Origin of the sequence: Arthrobacter luteolus NBRC 107841, assembly GCF_001552075.1 — a bacterium.
Classification (GTDB): Bacteria; Actinomycetota; Actinomycetes; order Actinomycetales; family Micrococcaceae; genus Arthrobacter_B; species Arthrobacter_B luteolus.
Map to the genome: position 1 here is coordinate 355,137 of NZ_BCQM01000003.1, position 20,719 is coordinate 375,855.

Sequence of the window (20,719 nt, forward strand, 5' to 3'; positions counted from 1 at the left end):
GTCTAGGGGGTGGAGACGGGCGGCAGCTAGGAATCGAACCCCATCCCGATGGCGTCCATCAGCTTCAGCCACGGACCCCGGCGGCCCTGCCGGCGGTCGGCACGCACCATGGCCGCGGTGGTGATTTTGACACCGATCCAGGCCACCGGCTCCGGCGGGAACGGCAGGGGCAGTTTGCGGACCAGCTCCAGGCTGGTGCGCCGGGTGGTTTCTCCCGAGAGCAGGTCCAGGAGCACATTCGCCGCGAACCGGCTGGCGCCGACACCGAGTCCGGTGAAGCCGGCCGCGTAGGCGACCCGTCCGCCGTAGGCCTTCATAAAGAAGGAGAAAAAGCGGCTGCAGGTATCAATCGCACCGCCCCATTTGTGCGTAAAGCGGATGCCTTCCAGCTGTGGAAACGTCAGCAGGAAATGAGCGGCCAGTTTGCGGAAGGTCTCCTCGCTCTGGTCGTGCTCGTTTTTCAGGCTGCGCCCGTAGTGGTACACGGCGTCGTACCCGCCGAAGAGGATCCGGTTGTCATCGGTGAGCCGGTAGTAGTGAAACCGGTTCGCGACGTCGTCGAGCCCCTGCCGGCGTGACCAGCCGATGGACTTCAGCTGGGCCTCGGTCAGCGGTTCAGTCATCAGCGCGTAGTCGTAGACAGGCACGGTGTGCAGCCGTGCGCGGCGCAGCAGCGACGGAAAGGCATTCGTGGCCAGGGCAACCTTGGCGGCCGCCACCGTTCCCCCGCGGGTGGTCACCTCCACCCCGTTCCCGGTCCGGGACAATGCCGTGACGGGCGAGTTCTCGTAGACCTGCACTCCTTGCTGCCGGCAGGCCCGCTTCAGCCCCCATGCCAGCCGGGCCGGGTCAACGAGGGCGCTGCCCCTGCGGTTCCAGAGGCCGGCGAGGTAGAGCGGTGAGTGGACTTCTTCCTGGACTTTCTCCTGGTCGAAAAACTCCTCACCGGTCTCCTCCGCTTCCTTCCGGAGCCAATCGACCTGGTGCGGTTCGGTGGCCAGGGCCAGGGTTCCGTTCCATTCGAAACCGCAGTCGATCCCGTGCCTCTCGAGCGCTGCGGCGAACTCGGCCAGATTCTCCTGGCCGAGTTCCTGGAGCAGGTCCACTTCCCCGGGCAGGTGCTTTACGCCGTTGCTGTGGCCGTGGGTCAGGCTGGCCGAGACGAAGCCTCCGTTCCGCCCCGAGGCGGCCCATGCCACCTCGCGGGCCTCCAGCAGCACCACGGAAGCGGACGGGTTCCGTTCCTTGGCCATCAGGGCCGTCCACAGTCCGGTATAGCCGCCGCCAACCACCACCAGGTCCGCGGTGGTGCGGCCGGTTAGCGGAGGCAGCGGGTCCGGGCGTTCAGGCCGGTCCAGCCAGTAGGGGGCAGCCGCGGCCCCGGACAGGGCGTCGGTGATGCTTCCGGCCGGGACACGTTCCTCGGCCAGGTCATAGGCGGTGGTGCTGGGCACAGGGTCTGCTTTCGCTCGTGGGTGGTTCTTAGCGGGCAATCCGCCGGGCTTAGGCGGGACGGTAACCGGTGGTCTCCGGCGGAACCGAGTGCCTGATCATCAGGTGCCGCGTGACCGAGTAGTCCAACAGCGGTTCCATGCTCATGTCCTTTCCAAAGCCGGATCCCTTGACCCCGCCGTGGGGTGCTTCCGAGGCCAGCGGAAGATGGTCGTTGACCCAGGTCACGCCGACGTCGAGCCGGTGGCTGACACGGATGGCACGGCCGACGTCGGCGGTCCAGACCGAGGATGCGAGCCCGTAGGCGTTGTCGTTGGCGAGGGCAACGGCGTCGTCCTCCCCATCGAACGGCAGGGCGACCAGCACCGGGCCGAACACTTCGCCCTGCACCAGTTCCGAGGACTGCCCCGCGCCCACCACGAGCGTGGGCGGGAAGTAGAAGCCCGCTCCCTCCAGCGCCGAACCGCCCTCCAGCACCTCCGCGCCGGCCTGCACTGCCCGGGTCACGAAGCCGGAGACCTTGTCCCGGTGGGCCGCGGAAATCAGCGGGCCAATGTGGGTCAGCGGATCGTGGGGGTCGCCGAGGACAATTCCCTTCAGCTCGATCCGCAGGGCCGCGACGGCGTCGTCGAAAATGCTCCGCTCAATGTAGACCCGGGTGGCGGCCGTGCAGTCCTGGCCCGTGTTGTAGGTCCCGCCCAGGGCCACCGCGCGGGCCATCTGGGCGATGTCCGCGTCCGCGAACACCAGTGCCGGGGCTTTGCCACCCAGCTCCAGGTGGACGCGTTTAATATCCTTGACGGCGCCCTGCATCACAGCCCGGCCGGTGGCCGTGGACCCGGTCACGCTGACCATGTCCACCCCGCGGTGGGAGGCCAGCGCTGAGCCGATTTCCCCGCCGCCGGTTACGACGTTCAGCACACCCTCGGGCAGGCCGCAGCCGGCAGCCAGCTCGGCCAGCCGCAGCGTGGATCCCGGCGTCAGCGGGGCGGGTTTGAGCACCACCGTGTTCCCGGCCGCCAGTGCCGGGCCGGCCTTCCAGAGCGCCATGATGAGCGGAAAGTTCCACGGAGTGATGCCTGCGACCACACCGACCGGCCGGCGCAGCATCACCGATGTGTATCCGTCCGAGAACACTCCGGCCCCGGTGCCGTCCACGGACCGGGCAGCACCCGCGAAAAAACGCAGGTTGTCCGCGCCGAAGGGGATCTCGCCGTCGAGCACCGTTGTCCAGGGCTTGCCGCCCTCGGTGACCTCCAGCTCGGTGAGCGCCTCAGCATCCGCTTCGAGCGCATCGGCGAGCTTGAGCAGCACCCTGGCCCGCTGTCCGGGCGTCTGCCCGGCCCAACCGGGAGCAGCAGCGCGGGCGGCGGCGACGGCGGTGTCAACGTCCGCGGGCGTGGAAGCGGAGAGCGTGCCGGAGACCGTTCCGGTCGCTGGGTTCACCAGCTCCTGGACTTCGCCGGAGGAGGAGCGGTAGCTGTTGGAAATGAAGGTTCCAGATGACATGGTGGTTCGTCCTAGCTTTACAGTGCGGTTTCGGTTTGGGGCTGTGCATGTACGGCGGCAACGCCTTCCAGCGCGGACGCGGCGGCGGCCAGGCCGTCGGCGGCCCGGATCCGTTCTCCGGCCGCCTCGCAGCGCGAGCGCAGGTCCTGGTCCCGGAGCAGCTCGTCCACGGCGCCCAGGAGCTCCGCGGGGGTGCAGGCATAGGTATCCAGCCGCCGTCCGTAACCCGATTCGTGCACCCGCTGGGCGTTGTCATACTGGTCCCAGAACAGGGGCAGCAGGATCATGGGCTTGCCGAAGTGCAGCGACTCTGTGGTGGTGTTGTTGCCGCCGTGGGTGATCACCAGGTCCACCAGTGGGATGATGCGCGTCTGGGGCAGGAATTCCGCGCCCCACATGTTGGCGGCGAGGGTAATCTCCTCATGCAGGGGACCCTTGGAGACGATGAAGTTGTAGTCCCCGGCGGTGCCCAGGATGTCCACCGTGCGCTGCATCAGAGCGACGTCGGCCCCGCCCAGGGAGCCGAGGCTGAAGTAAATGAGCGGTTTGGTGCCGTCCAGGAAGTGCCCTGGCAGATCGGCGGCAGCTTCCGTCTCCCGCACGGCGGAATCCACCCGGGTCCAGTCCGCGCCCAGCGGGCGGCCGGCGGTGTAGTCGAGTTCCTCCGGATACACGTAGATGTTGTGGACCCCGCTGTGAATGAACTCCAGGTAGGGCAGCGGCTGGGCGCCCTGGGCCTGGACCCAGGCGTTGAAGTCCTCCCAGAGGTCCTTGTGCGTGCGTTCGTATTCGGAGCGGTACTCGCCCCACCCGGTGACGTCCGTTTCTCCCAGGCCCGAGTAGGCCGGAGCGATGCCGCTGCCCGGGATTTCCAGCGGATTGCAGGAGACAATCCGGACAAACGGCCTGCCCGCCGTCACGAGTGCCGGAAACGCTACGACATTGTCCTCAATGATCACATCAGGATTTACTTCCGCAATTATTTTCTGCAATTCTGGCTCGCAGTATTTTGCACCTTCGATGGCTCCCTCCCAGATTGGACGGATTACCGTTTCAGCCTGCAGGAGTGTGGATTTGCGGAATTCCGGAGAGATTGCCTTGATGTATTCTTTCCAGAAATCTCCCGCTTCCTGGTCTCCTTCAGCCGGCGGGGCGAAGTCCACGAGCGCCTCCTCGAAACCAAGCGGCGCAAGCTTTCCGCGCCAGGATGACTCTGAAGCGAAGACGACGCGGTGGCCCCGCCGCAGCAGCTCACTGCCAATGCCAATGCAGTTATTGGTGGGCCCGTATGCACTTTCGGGCATGAAAAGAAAAGTACGTGAATTTGTCAATGTTCTCTCCTTGGTGCTTAAGTGACGAGAATTACTTCCTTGGAAATGCCGCTGATTGGACGGGGGTGTCATATTGTGGTGTATCTGATCCATTTGGAGGAAGGCTTCGAAGATGGCACGCCCGAAGAACCAGGCCGCACGGCGCAATGAAATTGTTGCCGCGGCGCAGCGTGCGGTTGCCAAGCACGGTCCGGACGGTGCGCGGCTGAACCGTGTTGCCGAGGAAGCTGGCCTGACCAGCGGGGCGGTGCTGTACTACTACCCGAACCTCGAGGACCTCATGCTCGAAGCCAACCGGGAAGCCATGGAACGGTTCTACGAACAGCGGGTGAGCATGCTTGGCTCGCTGCCGGATGACCCGGCGGCCCGGCTCCTGGCTCTGATCCGCTCCGGGCTTCCCTCCGGGCCCGACGATGCGCAGGTCGCGATGCTCTGTGCGCTGGGCGGCTCGGCCGGCAACAACCCGGTGACCGCTGCCCTGCTGACCTCCCTGTACGAACGCCAGGTGGGAATGTACCTGGTGGTTTTGGAACAGGGCGCGGCGCGCGGGGTCTTCGCCCTGGCCCAGGACCCGCTGACGGTCGCGAGGAACCTCGTGGCGCTGGAGGACGCGTACGGCTACCGGATTATTGCCCGTCACCCCAGCATCGACGCCGAAACTGCGGCGGGACTCATCGCGGACTATGCGCGGATAGCAGCCGGTCACACGCTCACCGGCGCCTGAGCTGCCGGGACCGCGCCCCTGTCATCGGCAACGGCCACGGTATGCGCCGGGTCCAGGATGAGCCCAACTCCGGCTCCGCGTTCCGGGACCTGGACAGCCCGCATGGTGCAGGTGAAGGGCTCCGGCAGCCCGGCAACCCGGATGGCCACGGTGGAGGTTCCGCCGAGGAAAAAAGTGTCCACGACAGTTCCGTCCAGGGTCCCGGCGCCCGGTGCGGCCAGGACAATGTCTTCGGGGCGGATCACGGCGGTTGCCGGGCTGCCCGCGGAAAGGGCGTGTTCCACGGCCAGGACCAGGCCTGACGCGAGCTGGATGCCGCCGGCCACGGCCGTACCGTCCAGCATGTTTGCCGATCCAATGAAGTCCGCGACAAAGCGGGACTGCGGCGCCGAGTAGAGGCCAACCGGGGTATCGACCTGCTCCAGCCGGCCGGCGTTGAGCACCGCCACCCGGTCAGCCATGGACATGGCCTCTTCCTGGTCATGGGTCACGACCACGAAGGTCATGCCGACTTCGTGCTGCAGCCGCTTGAGCTCCAGCTGCATCTCGGACCGGACCTTGCGGTCCAGGGCGGACAGTGGCTCATCCAGCAGCAGCAGGCGGGGCCGCTTCACGATTGCCCTGGCCAGGGCAACCCGCTGCCGCTGACCGCCGGAAAGCTGGCCCGGGCGGCGCTTGGCATAACCGTACAGACCAATGGTTTCCAGGGCCTCACCGACCCGGCGCCGCACCTCTGCCTTCGGGGTTCCTTCGGCCTCCAGTCCATACGCGACGTTCTTCTCCACGCTCAGGTGGGGAAACAGTGCGTAAGACTGAAACATCATGTTGACCGGACGGCGGTGCGCCGGCAGCCGGGTCAGCGGAGCGCCGTCGAGCAGGATCTCTCCTTCGGCTGGGGTCTCAAAACCGGCGATGGAGCGCAGCAGGGTGCTCTTGCCGCAGCCTGAAGGCCCAAGCAGGGCAAAAAACTCGTTCTCCGCGATGTCCAGATCGATTCCGTGCAGGGCCTGCACGGAGCCGTAGCTGTGGCTCAGGCCGCTGAGCCGGAGCAGGGGAGCGGCGGCAGGGGTGCTGGTCATAGTGAATCCGCAATCTTGGTTAGGCGCTGTGTGCCCAGGACCGCAAGGACGGTCAGGCCCAGCAGCATGGTGGCAAGGGCATTGATTTCCGGTGAGACACCGAAACGCACCATCGAATAGATATTGATGGGCAGGGTGGAGACGGTGGGGCTGGTGGTGAAGAACGCGATCACGAACTCATCCAGGGAGAGGGTGAAGGAGAGCAGCGCTCCGGAAATGATTGCCGGGCCAAGCTGGGGCAGGGTGACCTTCAGCAGGGTCCGGCCCGGTGACGCGCCGAGGTCCCTGGACGCCTCCTCGAGGCTGGGATCCACCTGGGCCAGCCTCGCCAGGACAATGGCCGTCACGAATGCCATGGCAAAGACCGTGTGGGCCAGGATGACCGAAAGCAGTCCCAGCGTGAAGTTGAGCAGCGTGAACAGGCTCAGCAAGCCGATGGCCAGGAGCAGGTCCGGGAGCATCGCCGGGGCGATCGCGATCGCCCGGATCAGGCCGCCGCTGGTGTGCCGGTGGATGCCGACGGCGGTCAGTGTGCCCAGCGCCGTGGCGAGCACCGCGGCGGCAGCGGCAACTATCAGGGTGTTCCCCAGGGCCGCCAGGATGTCCGGGCTGCGGAACACCTCGGCGTACCACTGCAGCGAAAACCCGGACCAGGAGAAGAGGTTCGAGGAGGCGTTGAAGGACATCGCCACCACCACGAGGATGGGAATGTAGAGGAAGGCAATCGCTCCCCAGAACGGCAGGCGAAGGTGCAGTCCGGGGCGGGTGGCGGCGTCCGTGCGGGGTCCGCCCCTGGCTTTCCGGGACCGGGCAGGCAGTGCGGCGGGAGCGTTCACGGCTTCACTTCCTTGGGGGTCTTGCCTTCGCTGACCGCGCGCGAGGCGCGCTGCTGAAGGACCAGCAGCAGCACCAGGAATGCCGTCATGACCAGGGCAAGCGCTGCGCCGAAGGGCCAGTCGCGTGCCTTGAGGAACTGGTCGCGGATAAGGTTGCCGATCAGGACGGTCTTCCCGCCTCCGATCAGCTCGGGAATGATGAAGTTGCCCATGGCGGGCACGAACACGAAGATGCAGCCGGTCAGCGCCCCCGGGGCGGAGAGCGGAAGCGTGATTGTCCGGAAGACCCGGAAGGGGGATGAACCCAGGTTTACGGCCGCTTCCGTCAGCTGGGGGTCGTGGGAGACGAGCGAGGCGTACAGCGGCAGGATCATCAGCGGCAGGTACATGTAGACCAGTCCCACCACGACGGCCGGTTCGGTGTAGAGCATATGGACCGGCTCGCTCGTAATTCCCAGCCAGGACAGCCCCTGGTTGATCCACCCGGCGTTGTTCAGCAGCAGAATCCAGGCATAGGTCCGGATCAGGAAGTTGGTCCAGAAGGGCAGCAGCACGGCGATCAGCGCCAGGGTGCGCCAGCGGCGCGGCAGGCGGGCAATAAACAGGGCTGCGGGATAGCCGATGAGCAGTGCGATCCCGGTTGCGGTTCCCGCAATGAGGATCGATTTCAGGACAACACCGAGGTAAAGCGGATCGGCCAGGCGGGCGAAGTTGTCCAGCGTGAAGTTGAATTCAACGCCGCCGAAGCGGCCGCGCTCGAAGAAGGCATAGACGGTGACCAGGGCCACCGGCAGCACTGCGAGCACGAAGAGGAACACCATGCCGGGACCCAGGAGCGGGAGTCCGGCCAGCCTCCGGCGCCAGAAGGCGCCGGAGGCCGCGGAGCGGGGAACGGACATCGGCGCTACTTCGCGGAGATTTCCGTGGCGAGCCGGGTGTACTCGGTGCTGTAGTCGCCCAGGTCGACGATGACTTCCTGTTCGGCGAGTTCCGCCGGTGTCATGGCCAGGTTGGGGTAGGTTTCCAGCAGCTGCGGATCCAGGGCGTCCATGGCGGCCTTGTTCGGAACCTTGTAGAGGATGTTCTCTGCCGCCCAGGAATGGACCTCCGGCTCCAGCACGTAGTTGAGGAAGGCCATGGCCGCCTCCTTGTTCTGTGAACTCTTGAGTACCGTCATGGTGTCCACCCAAAGGTCACTGCCTTCTTCGGGGACAGTGAACTTGATGTTGGGATCCTCTGCGATGCCGTAGTTGCACCAGCCGTCCCAGGCCTCGGTGAGGACTGCTTCCCCGGTGACGAGCTTGCTGTAGAAGGTCGTGTCATCGAAGGCCAGCAGGGTGGGCTTGGTCTCCATCAGCTGATCCTTCACCGCCGACAGCTCATCGGGGTTCTCCGAATTCACTGAGTAGCCCAGCGCCTTGAGCGCGGGAAGCGCCATCCAGCGTTCGGTGGACAGCATGGTGGTTTTGCCTGCCGCCTCGGCGGACGGCTCCAGCAGGTCCAGCCACGACGCCGGTTCGGCCGGCAGCAGATCGGAGCGGTAGCAAAGGCCGGTGGTGCCCCAGGCATACGGCAGGGAGAACTTATTGCCGTCGTCGTAGGCCAGTTCCGTGGCTTCCGGGTACAGGTTCGTGATGTTCGGAATCAGGTCATGGTCCAGTTCCTGCAGCATGCCGCCCTCGTTCAGGGCCTGCGCGTACTGGCCGGAGACGAAGGCAACGTCGATGCCTGAGTCGCCGCCGGCAGTCAGCTTGGCCATGATCTCTTCATTCGTGGCGTGGTGGACAATCTGGACCGGAACCCCGGTCTTTGCCTCGAAGGTCTCCGCGAGGTCCTCCGGGTAGTAGTCGGCCCAGATGCCGACGACGAGCTTTTGTGCGGTGATGTCGGCTTCGGGATCCAGGTCCGCGGACCCGCTTCCTCCGCCGCAAGCTGCCAGGGCAAGAACCGCTGATGCTGCGAAAGCGGTCCGCGTAATGCGCTGCAAACTCACGATGGCTCCTTTGTGAAGACTCGGAAAACTCGGAAAATCCCAGCCGGCCCGTAACATCCGGCCAGTCCAGGAGTGTGGCCCAGGTCACGTTAAGACTCGGTGGTGAATTGATCTTTGCATCAGAGTTCAAGGAATACAACGGTTATTTTCAGCCGTAACAAGCTGGTTACATGGGGTTCTTGAAATTGGCATACAACGAATGTGATGGTTGTGGGATGGAGGAAGTCAAAGCCGTGCACGGCTACATTCGGCTCAACGGCGACGGCAGCCTCACAGCCTTGGATTCCGCGGGGCAGGCAGCGGAAGCGGGAAGTGGCCTGGCTGCGGAACTGGTGGCAGCCGTCCTGGCAGGGGCTGCCGGTGGCCTGAGCTGTACGGCTGGGACCCTGGAAACCGTGCGGACGCCGCTGCCGGCTGCGGGATCCGGCTCCGCCGAGACCGCAGTGCCGGTGGACATGACCAACCTGTCCGTGGTGGTCGGCGGAGACAAGATCGTGAAACTGGTCCGGCACTGGGGCGGAGCCGACCGTTCAGCCCGGCTGCTGGCCCGGCTGGCCGAAGCCCGGGTGGCAGTGGTGCCAGGCTATTTCGGCTCCCTGGACTGGATCCACCCCACCCGCGGCCGGGGCACCATCGCCTTGGTCAGTGCCATGGTTCCGGACGGGAGCGACGGCTGGACCTGGGCCGTGGACGACGTCGTTGCCTGGTTCCGCGGGGGAACGGCGCCCCTGTGGCCCGCAACGCTGGGCACCCTCGTGGCCGGCGTGCACTGCGCCCTCCTCGGGGCGGGACAGCACAGTCCGCCGGACGCCTCCGAAGTCAGGGACCGCACCGCGCGGGTCCTCGAGGACGCGCTGGCCGTGACCGGCGGTGCGGCCGGAACCCGGCTCGCGAACCGTGCCGGGCATCTGGCGGAACTCCTGCAGTCAGTCCCGGAGACCGCCGGGCCGGCATTCGACCTGCACGGGGACCTGCACCTGGGCCAGATCCTGCGTGCCGGCGGAACATACTGGCTCCTGGACTTCGACGGGGATCCGCAGCTGCCGGCAGCGGAACGGGACCGGCCGGACACTGCAGCGCGCGACCTCGCGCATCTGGCAGCAAGCCTGGACCTGGTTGCCTCCGCAGCCGCCAAACGCCTCCAGGTCAGTGATCAGGCGTCGCTGGCCAGGCTCTACGGCTGGGCGGAGGAAGCCTCCGTCCTGATGACGGACGCCTACCGGGACGCTTCCTCGGCGGCCGGGAAGCCGGGTCTGCTGGACGAGTCGCTGCTGCCGCCGCTGATTGCCGAGCAGCTGCTGCGGGAACTGCTTTATGCCCACCGTTTCCTGCCCCGCTGGCAGTACGCAGCGGACGGCGCCCTGACCTTCCGAATTTCCCGCGACCACACCCGTACGAAGGAGCCTTCGTGGACACCGCCCGCTTTATAGAAGACCTGCAGCTTGTGCCCGACTACCTGGACTCACTGGCCCCGCTGCTGGAGGAGGGCTACCCGGGACTGGCTCAGCTGCCGAAGGCGCCGCGGATCCTGGTCCTGGCAATGGGATCGAGCGCCTACGCGGCGGCAACTGTGGCGCGCAAAGCCCGTGCCGACGGCATCAACGTCCAGGTGGAGCTGGCCAGCACGGTGCTGCTGCCTCCTCCAGCCCCGGACCTGCTCGTCGTCGCGCTTTCCGCGACCGGTTCGAGCGTGGAGGTGCTGGCGGCAGCCGAACGGTACCGCGGCACCGGATTCCTGGTGGCGGTGACCAACAACCCGGATTCGCCCCTGGCCTCGCTCGCCGACTTTACCGTTCCGCTGAAGGTGGGCCGGGAAGTCTCCGGAATCTCTTGCCGGAACTTTCGGCACTCACTCCTGGTGATGGCGGCCCTGCTGGAACACTGCGGAGCTCTCTACGGTTCGCTGCCGGCCGCTGCCAGCCGGGCGGCAGCGGGAACCCGGGAGCTCCTGGGCACCTCGGGGAACTGGCTTCCCCAGGTATCGGATGCCCTGCAAGGCCCCGACGGGACCTTTCTGCTGGCCCCCTCGGAACGTCTCTCCAGCAGCAGCCAGGGGGCATTGATGCTGCGCGAAGTGCCGCGGCGCCCCGCTTTCGGAAGCGAGACCGGCGACTGGTCCCACGTGGACGTTTACCTGTCGAAGACCTTGGACTACCGGGCACTGGTTTTTGCGGGTTCTGCCTGGGACCAGCAGGCATTGGACTGGATGGTGCCGCGCTCGGCAACCATCGTGTCTGTGGGCGCGGTCTTCCCCGAAGCGGCGCACAGCATCACCTATCCGGGGCAGGGGGAGTGGCTCGTCTCCGCACTGGTGGAAACGATGGTGCCGGAGCTCCTCGCCTGGGACTGGTACACAAAGGACCCCGGGTACTCCTGGAGTGCCTGGGCCGCGTCCAGCCTGCCGGGGTGACTACTGCATGATCGCGATAGCGAAAACAATGATCGACGCCAGTACGAGCGCGCCGATCGCGGAATAGGAGATACGGGTAAAACGCTGCTGGCGGCTGCGCTCCAGGCGCCATTCCCTGCGGGTCAGTGTTGTGCTCATGCAGAACTGTAGGAAGGGGCCCGGCGGAATACGAAGAGTACTTTCTACTTGATCCTCGCCGATTGTTACCCGGACGTTCGCTTATATTACGTGTCTTGCCGGGTCAGGCCTGCCGGATACAGCGAAGGCACGCTGCCCGGCCGTGGAAGCGGCCCGGGCAGCGTGCCTTCGGCAGATGCAGCTGCGGATTACTCGTTGTGGCTCTTGCCCTCTGCCAGCTCGGCGCTGGTGTCCGAGCGGCCCATCATGAACGGAATCATGAACGCAAGGGTGCCGAGCACAAGGCAGGCAGCCATCGGCCACACGACGTCCAGCGTCAGCCAGTTCAGCGAGTAGAGGGACAGCACGAAGAGCCCGAAGAAGATGACAAACGTCACGAGGTTCTTGACCAGGTGTCCTTCGCCCGAGTGAGTCGGCTGCTTAGCACTGGTACCTGCCATGGGAGTTCTCCGTTTCAAAAAAGTTTTCAGCGGCGGACGGATCAGTAACCGGACCCGCCGTTACCACCCTTAACAATAGCGATACCTGAGCTGGCTCCAATTCGCGTGGCGCCGGCGTCGATCATTGCGAGGGCATCTTCGCGGCTGCGGACCCCGCCGGAAGCCTTCACGCCAAGCTCCGGGCCAACAGTCCGGCGCATCAGGGCGACGTCCCCGGCGGTGGCTCCGCCGCCGTTGAATCCGGTGGAGGTCTTGACGAAGTCGGCTCCCGCTTCGACCGATGCTTCGCAGGCCAGGACCTTCTGCTCGTCGGTCAGCAGCGCGGTTTCGATAATGACCTTCAGGATGCCTCCCGCCTCATGGACGGCTTCCGCGACCGCGCCAATGTCGCGGACCAGTGCCTCCCTGTCCCCACGGCGGGCAGCGGCAACATCAATAACCATGTCGATCTCATCGGCACCGTCCTGGAGGGCGCCCTGCGCCTCGAAGACCTTCACCTCGGTGGTGGTCGCTCCCAGGGGGAAGCCAATGACGGAGCAGGTGTCCACCCCGGTGTCCTTGAGTGCGGTGTGCACCGTGCTGACCCAGATCGGGTTTACGCACACGGACTTGAAGCGGTACTGGGCTGCCTCTTCACAGACCCGCAGGATGTCCTCACGGGAGGCATCCGGCTTCAGCAGCGTGTGGTCGATATAGGAGGCGAGGTCAGCGGTATCCGGAGTCTCTCCAGGCGCGGTGTTCGTGGGCATGGCGGTCCTTTCCAAACTGGGCTTCCATCCTCGCATATGGAACGCCAGCGGGGTGTGTAGCTATGAATAACTGGAGGAAGGCATGACTCTGTGGAGCTTTAGGCAAGCTAACTACCTGGTGAAAACGCAAAAACCGGACGGCTTCCTGTGAGGAATGCCGTCCGGTTTTCTGCTGATTGCTACAGCGGCCAGTTGCCGATCAGCGGCTGAGCGATGTTACCGCCACCGTTGCTGGTAGAAGACGCGGCATTCGCCGGTGCTGCAACGCCAACGGCAGCGATAGCTGCGGCGAGAAGAAGGGATACGCCAAGTTTCTTCATTAGAGCTCCTATTGTGTGAAATATGCCCAGTGTGCTGACAGAAGTGATTCTACCCAGAAATCACAAAATATGTTCACGCAGAAGCGCGTATGGAGAAGCCGACAATTGATCGTGGGGGGCAGTCCGGATAATTCAGCCATGACTTGCCCCGCGTAATGCTTGGGCGGTCTGTCCCTGCCAGAGCAGAATAGACGTAGTGTTTGCTGCAAGCAGCCGATTGGCGAGAGTGAGAAAGTGTCGTGGCTTTGACTACCGATGACTTCATATTGAACGAGTACAAGGCACGACTGCTCTGGGAACGCCGGGAGTACACCGCCGCCCTAAAACACACGCGCCAGGCTGCAGAGACTGCAGCCTCGCGAAAGGATGAGGCTGGTTGGTGGAGGATGACCTTCCTGCTCGCCGAATGTCAAAGGGAGCTCGGCCTCATCGACGAATGCGCAGACACGGCAAAACTACTGGCCGATCATCCGTTAACTCTGGACGATCCTGAGTTGGCAGCCAAAGCCAAAGCGCTGAGATCGGCCGGTTTGCGGAGCCTCGGGCAGCTTCCTGAGGCTCTGGAGGTTGCGCGCGAAGCGGCTCTCGATTTTCCTGAGACAGGATACGGGAGCAAAGGAAAGCTTGAAGCTCAGCAAGTTCTGGTTGCCGCACTGGCGGAAAGTGGAAACCTGGAAGGTGCATGGCGGGAAGCTGAAATCCTTGTCGGACTGATCGATGACGGAACAGCCGCCAACAAGGCTGGGAAGGGGTACTGGGTTGTAGGTAACGTGGCGTTCCTGCTGGGAAGGAATACAGAAGCCACGCACTACCATGGCCTGGCAGCCGAGTGTCTTTCACCCAGCAACGATGTCAGCCTATGGGCCCTGTTCAACAAGGCATCAGCGTTTATGCGGCTGACCGCAAATCTTGTCGAGCCGGAAACCCTACAGTGCATTGAACGCGCGGAGATGGCGATCTCTATCAGTGGCGGAAACCCTCAGGACGAACTGGATATCATTTCCATTCGTGCTCACTGGTGCTACCTCACCGGCGAAGTGGCCGCGGCGAGAGAGCAAATGGCCGGGGTTGTGCAACAGGTTGATTCAATGTCGCCGCTGACAGAGGGGGACGCGCGTCTCCTGTATGCACGAATTTTGAACGATGACGGTGAAGTGGACCAAGCGGTTGAACAAGCCCGCGCGAGCGCCGATCTATTCGACAAAGTGGGTGCTGCAACTAGGGCTGAACATGCAAGAACGTTCTTGACGGAGATAGGTCGGCTGGATTCGTAGTTCAGTTGACGCGGGATGGCCTTCGGGCGCGCTAGGATGGCCGCACGATGCGGGGTGGAAACCTCCGGCGGGAACAAGCGGGGGTTTTTACTAAGGAAGCTTTGTTTTTTGGGGGAAAATGAAAAAGTCTCATATTCACTGCTGTGGAATACGGGTGCAGAGTCAACACTTCGGCAGTGCGTCTACGCATGGGGGGCGTAATGACGGTTAGCGAAAGCATCAACTACAGCGTTCGTGGGGACTCCGAGATTCGGGAGTCATCAGCGGAGGCCGCATCTGCCATGGAAGGCTACGCAGAAGTCTCCCAGGACGACGGTTTCATCAGCATGGTGCTGCCGCCCGGTGCCGTTATCACCGGCGGGATTGCCGCCCGTGCCGCTGCGGAGTTCCAGGAACTGGCCGGAGCCGTGGACAAACCCCTGCTGCTGGAACTGACAGGCATTGAGTCGATCACGCGCAGCGCCCGCACCGTTTTTGGTTCCGCGCGCTCCGCGTCCGCCGTCGCCGTCGTCGGCTCCACCCAGGTCGATCGGGTCATAGCCAACTTCCTGCTGGGCGGGGACCTGCCGCCGTGTCCCACGAAGTACTTTTCGTCGAAACCCGATGCCCTGGCGTGGCTGGGAAGCCGGGCAGGATGACGGAGCCGGACACAGAGGACACCCGTCTCCAGCAGGTTGTGGACGGAATTGTCCGCATCGCGGCCGGTGACCTGAGTACGCGGATCCGCACCTCGGCCAGACGGGACGCCGTCGACGCCGTTATCACCGGCATCAATCTGCTGGCCGAAGAGCTGAATTCCGTCTACCAGGAGTTTGAGGAGCGGGTGGAGTCGCGGACCCGTGAGCTGCAGGCGGCGCACCGCCAGATGCAGCGGATGGCCATGAGCGATGCCCTGACCGGCACCGCTAACCGGACAGCGCTGATGCATGAGATTGAAGCAGAACTCGCCGCCTCGGGGGACGGCCTCAAACGGCCCGCCATCCTCATGATCGACCTCGACGCGTTCAAAGACATCAATGACAGCTTTGGACACCAGACCGGAGACCAGGTGCTCGTCGAAGTTGCCCGGCGGATCCGCTGGGCCGTCCGGCGCGGAGACACGGTGGCCCGGCTGGGCGGGGACGAATTTGCCGTCCTGCTCCCGGAGACCGGCCTGACGACGGCCATGGGGGTTGCCGCCCGGGTCCAGGAATCGCTGGCCGAGTCCATCCGGGTAGAGGAAATCGATGTCTGGCCGCGGGCGAGCATCGGTGTGCACTCCGCGCTCCAGGGCGAATCTCCGGAAGACATCATGGTCCGGGCGGATACCGCCATGTATGCGGCGAAGGAGGCCGGGCGAAGCCAGAGCAAGGCGTTCGAGCCGGTGATGCTCTATGCGCGCCAGTTCCGCCGGGAGATGGCCGCGGAGCTGCGCGAAGGCGTGGCCCGGAACGAACTGTTCCTGGCCTACCAGCCGGTGGTGGAGCTCGCCACGGGCAGGATGACCGGGGTGGAAGCCCTGATCCGGTGGCGCCATCCGCAGCGCGGACTCATCATGCCGGACGAGTTTATTTCGATCGCCGAGGAGACCGGAATCATCCTGGACGTCGGGCGGTGGGTCCTGCGCGCCGCCCTGGAACAGGTGGCCCGCTGGGAAGAACAGCTTTCCCTCGAATCTGACTTCAAAGTGCGCGTAAACCTCTCCGCCATGGAACTGCAGCGTCTTGACCTGGTGGACCACGTCCGCCGGGCACTCGCGGAGACCGGAATCGACGCCGCCCGCCTGGTCATCGAGATCACCGAAAGTGCGTTCGTCAGCGGCGGGGACGTGGAAATGTACTCGCTGAAATCCCTCGATGCCCTGGGTATCGGCATTGAGATCGACGATTTCGGCACCGGATATTCCTCCATCAGCTATCTGCGCCGGCTGCCCGTGCACACCGTGAAGGTGGACCGCAGCCTGATCCGCGACATCAGCGCCGATCCCGGTCAGCTGCAGTTCGTCGACGCCGTCCACGGACTCATCCAGGCGGCCGGAATGGAAGCCGTTTTTGAGGGGATCGAAACCCTGGACCAGGCAGCGGACCTTCTGGTCCTGGGCTGCCGCAGCGGCCAGGGCTATTACTTCAGCCGGCCGCTCGAAGCCGGGCAGGTGGCTGCAATCCTGGAATCGGGCACCACGCTCCCGCTCGTGCAGGCCTCAGCCGCGGCTCCCACTGCGGGCTGACCGGGACTTCCCTGGCCGGCTCCCCGCTGCGGGGAGCGGGCCGGCTCCGCCGCAGGCAGCGCCGTCCGGCGCCGGCCGGGCTAAACCTAGGCTTCGAGCCCCAGGGCCGCCGCGATATCTGCGGTGGCAGCAGCCAGCCGGTCGGCCGCCGCTGCGCGTGCCCGCACCAGGTCCTCCCGGCCCTCCACCGGCTCAATGACCTCCAAGTAGCACTTGAGCTTGGGCTCAGTGCCGGAGGGACGGACGATGATCCGGGTGCCGTCTTCGGTGAGGTAGAGCAGTCCGTCAGTCGGCGGCAGCGCCTCCGAGCCAGTAGACAGGTCCACCGCGGAGACGACGGGGGAGCCGGCCAGCGAAACCGGTGCCTGATCCCGCAGCCGCGTCATCATCCGCGGAATCAGCGCCAGATCCTCCACTCGGACCGAAAGCTGATCCGAGGCGTGCAGCCCGTGCTCGAGCGCGAGGTCATCCAGCATGTCGAACAGGGTCCGGCCCCGCGCCTTCAAAGCGGCAGCCAGCTCGGCGATGAGCAGTGCGGCGGAGATGCCGTCCTTGTCCCGGACCAGGGCCGGAGCCACACAGTATCCGAGGGCCTCTTCATAGCCGTAGACCAGTCCGGGAACCCGGGAAATCCATTTGAACCCGGTGAGGGTTTCCTGATGCTGGAAGCCTGCAGCCGCTGCGATCCGGGCCAGCAGCCGCGAGGACACGACCGAGTTGGCGAACACCGGAACGCGGCTGGAATCGCTGCGCGGCTTCAGGTGGCCGGAACGGATCCGCTCGGCGAGGTGGGCGCCCAGCAGGGCACCGGTTTCGTCGCCCCGGAGCATCCGCCATTCGCCCGTGGCAGGGTCCTTCGCCGCCACTGCGGCCCGGTCGGCGTCCGGGTCGTTGGCCAGCACGACGTCGGCACCGGACTCGGCGGCCATGGCCAGTGCCAGGTCCAGGGCTCCGGGCTCTTCCGGATTGGGGAAGGCCACCGTGGGGAAATCCGGGTCCGGTTCGGCCTGTGCTGCCACCAGGCGGACGGAGGTGAAACCGGCGTCACGCAGAACGGCGGTCATGGTTTCGCCGCCGACGCCGTGCATCGGCGTGAGCACGATCGACAGGTCCCGTGCGGGGTAGCCGTCACGGCTGGCCAGGGCATCCACCGCGTTGATGTAGTCCGCCACGATGGAATCGGAGACGTCCGTCCAGCCTTCCGGCGCGGTGTCGATGGAGGACAGCGGAACGGTGTAGTCGATGCGTGCGGCGATCTCGGCGTCGTACGGCGGCACAATCTGGGCGCCGCGGCCCGGCCCCTTGACCGTCCGCCCGCCCAGATACACCTTGTACCCGTTGTCCAGCGCCGGGTTGTGGCTGGCGGTGACCATCACACCGGCGTCGGTATCCAGGGCGCGGACCGCGTAGGCCAGGACCGGAGTGGGCAGGGCGGAGGGAAGCAGGAACGCTTCGATCCCGGCCGCGCTGAAGACCGCAGCGGTGTCCAGGGCGAAGGCCCGGGATTTATACCGGGCGTCATAGCCGATCACGGCACTGGGAATCCGGCCGTCCGCCTTGCTCTGCAGGAACGCAGCGATCCCGGCCGCTGTCCGCCGGACCACTGCCCGGTTCATGCGGCGCGGGCCGGCGCCGAGCGCCGCGCGGAGTCCGGCGGTGCCGAACTCCAGGGTGCCGGTGAACCGGTCGGCCAGGTCGGCGACGGCCGCCTCGCCGTCGGCTCCCTGGGCGCCCGCGCGGGTGAGCAGGGCACGCAGTTCAGCGGCTGTGGCCGGATCCGGATCCTCGTCCGCCCAGAGGCGTGCTTCGGTCAGCAGTTCCTGCAGTTCCATGGCGGTCAAGGTCATTGGGATGCCTCTGATCAGGTAAGAGCGGCGCTAGAGGGCGCCGATGATTCCGGCAAGCAGCTTGGAGATGCGGGGACCGGCCTCGACGCCGGCTTCGAGGACCTCCTGGTGGCTGAGCGGTTCCGGGCTGATGCCGGCTGCCAGGTTGGTCACCAGGCTGATGCCGAAAACTTCCATTCCCGCGTGCCGGGCCGCGATGGCTTCGAGCGCGGTGGACATGCCCACGAGGTCGGCGCCGATGGTCTTGGCGTAGCGGACTTCGGCCGGCGTCTCATAGTGCGGGCCGGGGAACTGGGCGTACACCCCCTCGTCGAGGCTGGGATCGACCGTGCGGGCCAGATCGCGCAGGCGGGGAGAGTAGAGGTCCGTGAGGTCGACGAACGTCGCACCCTCCAGCGGTGACGTGGCGGTGAGGTTGAGGTGGTCGCTGATCAGCACGGGTGTGCCGGGCTTCCACTCCGGGTTCAGCCCGCCGCAGCCGTTGGTCAGCACCATCACCTTGGCGCCCGCCGCTGCGGCCGTGCGCACCCCGTGCACAACGGCGCGCACACCCTTGCCCTCGTAATAGTGTGTGCGGGCGCCGAGGATCAGCGCCCGCTTGCCGCCCGGGGTCAGGACGGAGCGGATGGTGCCCACATGTCCTTCCACCGCAGGGGCGGAGAAGCCGGGGATTTCCGACGCCGGAAGGGTGGCGGTGGTCTCACCGATCAGGTCCGCTGCGTCCCCCCAGCCGCTGCCCAGGACCAGGGCAAAGTCGTGGGAGGGCACACCGGTTTTCTCGGCGATGTAGGCCGCGGCCTGCCGGGCAAGTTCAAAAGGTTCGTCGTTGCTCACCCGTACAACTTACCGCCTGCGGCGGCAAACCGCGGGCGGGAAGGGAATCGGTTCGTTTGAGAGGGGCTCCCGGATGGGACAGAATGGACACTTGTGACGAGCCAACTAGATTTCACTGCCAGAAAAATTGCGATCCTCGGCGGCGGCCCGGGCGGATATGAGGCCGCGATGGTGGCCGCCTCCCTGGGTGCGGACGTCACCATCGTCGAACGCAACGGGCTCGGAGGCTCCGCCGTCCTCACCGACGTCGTACCGTCCAAAACCCTCATTGCCACCGCTGACGTGATGACGCGCATGAGCTCGGCCTCCAACCTCGGAGTCGACTTCGGCGAAGCCGGCAAGCCCGTGGTGGCTGATCTGAAGGTGGTTAACCACCGTCTGCTCGCCCTGGCCAAGGAACAGTCCAATGACATTCGCCGCACGCTGGAGCGCATGGGTGTGAAGGTGCTCGTGGGCGAGGGCCGGCTGCTGGACAACCGCACCATCGAGGTCACCTCCGACGAAGGCACCACCACCGTGGAAGCTGAGGCGCTGCTGATCTCCACCGGCGCGAACCCGCGCGAACTGGAATCCTCCATGCCGGACGGCGAGCGGATCTTCACCTGGAAGCAGATCTATAACCTGACCGAGGTTCCCGAGCACCTGATCGTCATCGGCTCGGGTGTCACCGGAGCCGAGTTCGCCTCGGCCTACAACGGCCTGGGCGCACGCGTAACGCTGATTTCCAGCCGTGACCGGGTGCTCCCCGGCGAAGACGCCGACGCCGCCCGCGTGCTGGAGGATGTTTTCCAGGCCCGCGGCATGACCGTGCTGTCCCGCTCCCGCGCAGAATCCGTGAAGAACACCGGTGACGGCGTCCTGGTCACGCTCTCCGACGGCCGCACCGTTGAAGGCTCGCACTGCCTGGTCGCCGTCGGCGCCATCCCGAACACCCGGGACATCGGCCTGGAAGAGGCCGGGGTGACCCTGGATGAATACGGACAGATCAAGGTCGACGGCGTTTCCCGCACCACGGCCTCCAACGTCTACGCGGCCGGCGACTGCACCGGTGTGTTCAACCTTGCCTCGGTCGCCGCCATGCAGGGCCGCATCGCCATCGCCCACCTGATGGGGGACAGTGTGAAGCCGCTGAAACTGAAGAACGTTGCCTCAAACATCTTCACCTCCCCGGAAATCGCGTCCGTAGGCGTCTCCGAAGCCGACATCGCGGCCGGCCGCTATCAGGGCGATGTCATCAAGCTGTCCCTGCACACGAACGCGCGCGCCAAGATGATGGACGTGAAGGAAGGCTTCGTGAAGATCATTGCGCGGAAGGGATCCGGGACAGTCATCGGCGGCGTCGTCGTCGGCCCGCGTGCCTCGGAGCTGATCTTCCCGATCGCCCTGGCCGTCACGCAGAAGCTCCACGTGGATGACGTGGCGAACACCTTCACCGTGTACCCCTCGCTCACCGGCTCGATCTCGGAGGCCGCGCGGCGCCTGCACGTGCACCTGTAACCCAGCCCCTCCAGCCAAGGCCCGGCCCCGGACGTTCACGCGCTCCGGGACCGGGCCTTGGCTGTTTCAGCGGCCTGCCA

The 20,719-nt window shown here is 65.4% G+C and carries 20 protein-coding genes; 7 read left to right on the plus strand and 13 right to left on the minus strand.

Translation table 11 applies throughout. From position 1 onward, the window contains the following. Nucleotides 1-26: 26 nt before the first annotated feature. The 3 genes from AL3_RS08405 to AL3_RS08415 are packed head-to-tail and all read right to left on the minus strand — an operon-like array spanning nt 27 to nt 4,265. A complete protein-coding gene (locus AL3_RS08405; RefSeq protein ID WP_083521575.1) occupies nt 27-1,454 on the minus strand; it encodes an NAD(P)/FAD-dependent oxidoreductase in 1,428 nt (475 codons plus the stop codon). 49 nt (nt 1,455-1,503) lie between these two features. Then, a complete protein-coding gene (locus tag AL3_RS08410; RefSeq protein ID WP_066299194.1) occupies nt 1,504-2,961 on the minus strand; it encodes an aminobutyraldehyde dehydrogenase in 1,458 nt (485 codons plus the stop codon). Nucleotides 2,962-2,978: 17 nt separating this feature from the next. Next, nucleotides 2,979-4,265 carry a nucleotide disphospho-sugar-binding domain-containing protein gene (locus AL3_RS08415; protein ID WP_066299196.1) on the minus strand — a complete coding sequence of 429 codons (1,287 nt, stop codon included), beginning with the start codon at nt 4,263-4,265 and terminating at the stop codon, nt 2,979-2,981. A 139-nt stretch (nt 4,266-4,404) separates the two neighbouring features. Here AL3_RS08415 and AL3_RS08420 point away from each other — a divergent pair, with 139 nt between their 5' ends. Further along, nucleotides 4,405-5,016 carry a TetR/AcrR family transcriptional regulator gene (locus AL3_RS08420; protein ID WP_066299198.1) on the plus strand — a complete coding sequence of 204 codons (612 nt, stop codon included), beginning with the start codon at nt 4,405-4,407 and terminating at the stop codon, nt 5,014-5,016. Here AL3_RS08420 and AL3_RS08425 read toward each other — a convergent pair. Genes AL3_RS08425 through AL3_RS08440 form a run of 4 tightly spaced genes read right to left on the minus strand, consistent with a single transcriptional unit; the run spans nt 4,995 to nt 8,924 of the window. Beyond that, nucleotides 4,995-6,095: an ABC transporter ATP-binding protein gene (locus AL3_RS08425; RefSeq protein ID WP_066299201.1), complete on the minus strand. Its 1,101-nt coding sequence runs from the start codon at nt 6,093-6,095 to the stop codon at nt 4,995-4,997. The two genes, AL3_RS08420 and AL3_RS08425, sit on opposite strands and share 22 nt — an antisense overlap. Continuing rightward, complete coding sequence (locus tag AL3_RS08430) at nt 6,092-6,931, minus strand: ABC transporter permease (protein ID WP_205054147.1); 840 nt, start codon at nt 6,929-6,931, stop codon at nt 6,092-6,094. The genes AL3_RS08425 and AL3_RS08430 overlap by 4 nt, the downstream gene beginning before the upstream one ends. Further along, the gene (locus tag AL3_RS08435; protein WP_083521577.1) at nt 6,928-7,830 is read right to left on the minus strand and encodes an ABC transporter permease; all 903 of its coding nucleotides are present in this window, start codon (nt 7,828-7,830) and stop codon (nt 6,928-6,930) included. Before AL3_RS08435 ends, AL3_RS08430 begins: the two co-directional genes overlap by 4 nt. 5 nt (nt 7,831-7,835) lie before the next feature. Continuing rightward, a complete protein-coding gene (locus tag AL3_RS08440; protein ID WP_205054149.1) occupies nt 7,836-8,924 on the minus strand; it encodes a polyamine ABC transporter substrate-binding protein in 1,089 nt (362 codons plus the stop codon). A 215-nt stretch (nt 8,925-9,139) separates the two neighbouring features. Here AL3_RS08440 and AL3_RS08445 point away from each other — a divergent pair, with 215 nt between their 5' ends. After that, nucleotides 9,140-10,354: a hypothetical protein gene (locus AL3_RS08445; RefSeq protein ID WP_066299202.1), complete on the plus strand. Its 1,215-nt coding sequence runs from the start codon at nt 9,140-9,142 to the stop codon at nt 10,352-10,354. Beyond that, nucleotides 10,333-11,334, plus strand: coding sequence for an SIS domain-containing protein (locus tag AL3_RS08450; protein WP_066299203.1), 1,002 nt, complete (start codon nt 10,333-10,335; stop codon nt 11,332-11,334). The genes AL3_RS08445 and AL3_RS08450 overlap by 22 nt, the downstream gene beginning before the upstream one ends. Here AL3_RS08450 and AL3_RS18420 read toward each other — a convergent pair whose 3' ends face one another. The 4 genes from AL3_RS18420 to AL3_RS18425 all read right to left on the minus strand — a co-directional run bounded on the left by AL3_RS18420 (nt 11,335) and on the right by AL3_RS18425 (nt 12,981). After that, nucleotides 11,335-11,472 (minus strand): hypothetical protein, encoded by a 138-nt coding sequence (locus AL3_RS18420; RefSeq protein WP_157075258.1) that lies wholly within the window; start codon nt 11,470-11,472, stop codon nt 11,335-11,337. 188 nt (nt 11,473-11,660) lie between these two features. Further along, the gene (locus tag AL3_RS08455) at nt 11,661-11,912 is read right to left on the minus strand and encodes a hypothetical protein (RefSeq protein WP_066299211.1); all 252 of its coding nucleotides are present in this window, start codon (nt 11,910-11,912) and stop codon (nt 11,661-11,663) included. A 41-nt stretch (nt 11,913-11,953) separates the two neighbouring features. Continuing rightward, entirely contained in the window at nt 11,954-12,661 is a 708-nt protein-coding gene (deoC, locus tag AL3_RS08460) for a deoxyribose-phosphate aldolase (protein WP_066299213.1), read from the minus strand. 179 nt (nt 12,662-12,840) lie between these two features. Next, complete coding sequence (locus AL3_RS18425; RefSeq protein ID WP_157075259.1) at nt 12,841-12,981, minus strand: hypothetical protein; 141 nt, start codon at nt 12,979-12,981, stop codon at nt 12,841-12,843. A 239-nt stretch (nt 12,982-13,220) separates the two neighbouring features. On the opposite strand from AL3_RS18425, the gene AL3_RS08465 reads away from it, so the two are divergent. The 3 genes from AL3_RS08465 (at nt 13,221) to AL3_RS08475 (ending at nt 16,461) form a co-directional block, all read left to right on the plus strand. Further along, complete coding sequence (locus AL3_RS08465) at nt 13,221-14,255, plus strand: tetratricopeptide repeat protein (RefSeq protein WP_066299215.1); 1,035 nt, start codon at nt 13,221-13,223, stop codon at nt 14,253-14,255. A gap of 200 nt (nt 14,256-14,455) precedes the next feature. Continuing rightward, on the plus strand, nt 14,456-14,893 hold the full coding sequence (locus AL3_RS08470) for a DUF7793 family protein (protein ID WP_151724033.1): 438 nt from the start codon (nt 14,456-14,458) through the stop codon (nt 14,891-14,893). After that, nucleotides 14,890-16,461 (plus strand): putative bifunctional diguanylate cyclase/phosphodiesterase, encoded by a 1,572-nt coding sequence (locus tag AL3_RS08475; protein ID WP_066299222.1) that lies wholly within the window; start codon nt 14,890-14,892, stop codon nt 16,459-16,461. The genes AL3_RS08470 and AL3_RS08475 overlap by 4 nt, the downstream gene beginning before the upstream one ends. An 86-nt stretch (nt 16,462-16,547) precedes the next feature. On the opposite strand, the gene AL3_RS08480 is transcribed toward AL3_RS08475, so the two are convergent. Together AL3_RS08480 and AL3_RS08485 are read right to left on the minus strand one after the other, a co-directional pair. Further along, nucleotides 16,548-18,308 (minus strand): phospho-sugar mutase, encoded by a 1,761-nt coding sequence (locus tag AL3_RS08480; RefSeq protein ID WP_083521579.1) that lies wholly within the window; start codon nt 18,306-18,308, stop codon nt 16,548-16,550. A gap of 30 nt (nt 18,309-18,338) precedes the next feature. After that, nucleotides 18,339-19,142, minus strand: a complete 804-nt coding sequence (locus AL3_RS08485) for a purine-nucleoside phosphorylase (protein ID WP_066299226.1) — start codon at nt 19,140-19,142, stop codon at nt 18,339-18,341. Nucleotides 19,143-19,235: 93 nt separating this feature from the next. Between AL3_RS08485 and AL3_RS08490 the strand changes: the two genes are divergently transcribed. After that, nucleotides 19,236-20,639: an NAD(P)H-quinone dehydrogenase gene (locus tag AL3_RS08490; RefSeq protein WP_066299229.1), complete on the plus strand. Its 1,404-nt coding sequence runs from the start codon at nt 19,236-19,238 to the stop codon at nt 20,637-20,639. The last annotated feature ends 80 nt before the right edge of the window (nt 20,640-20,719 follow it).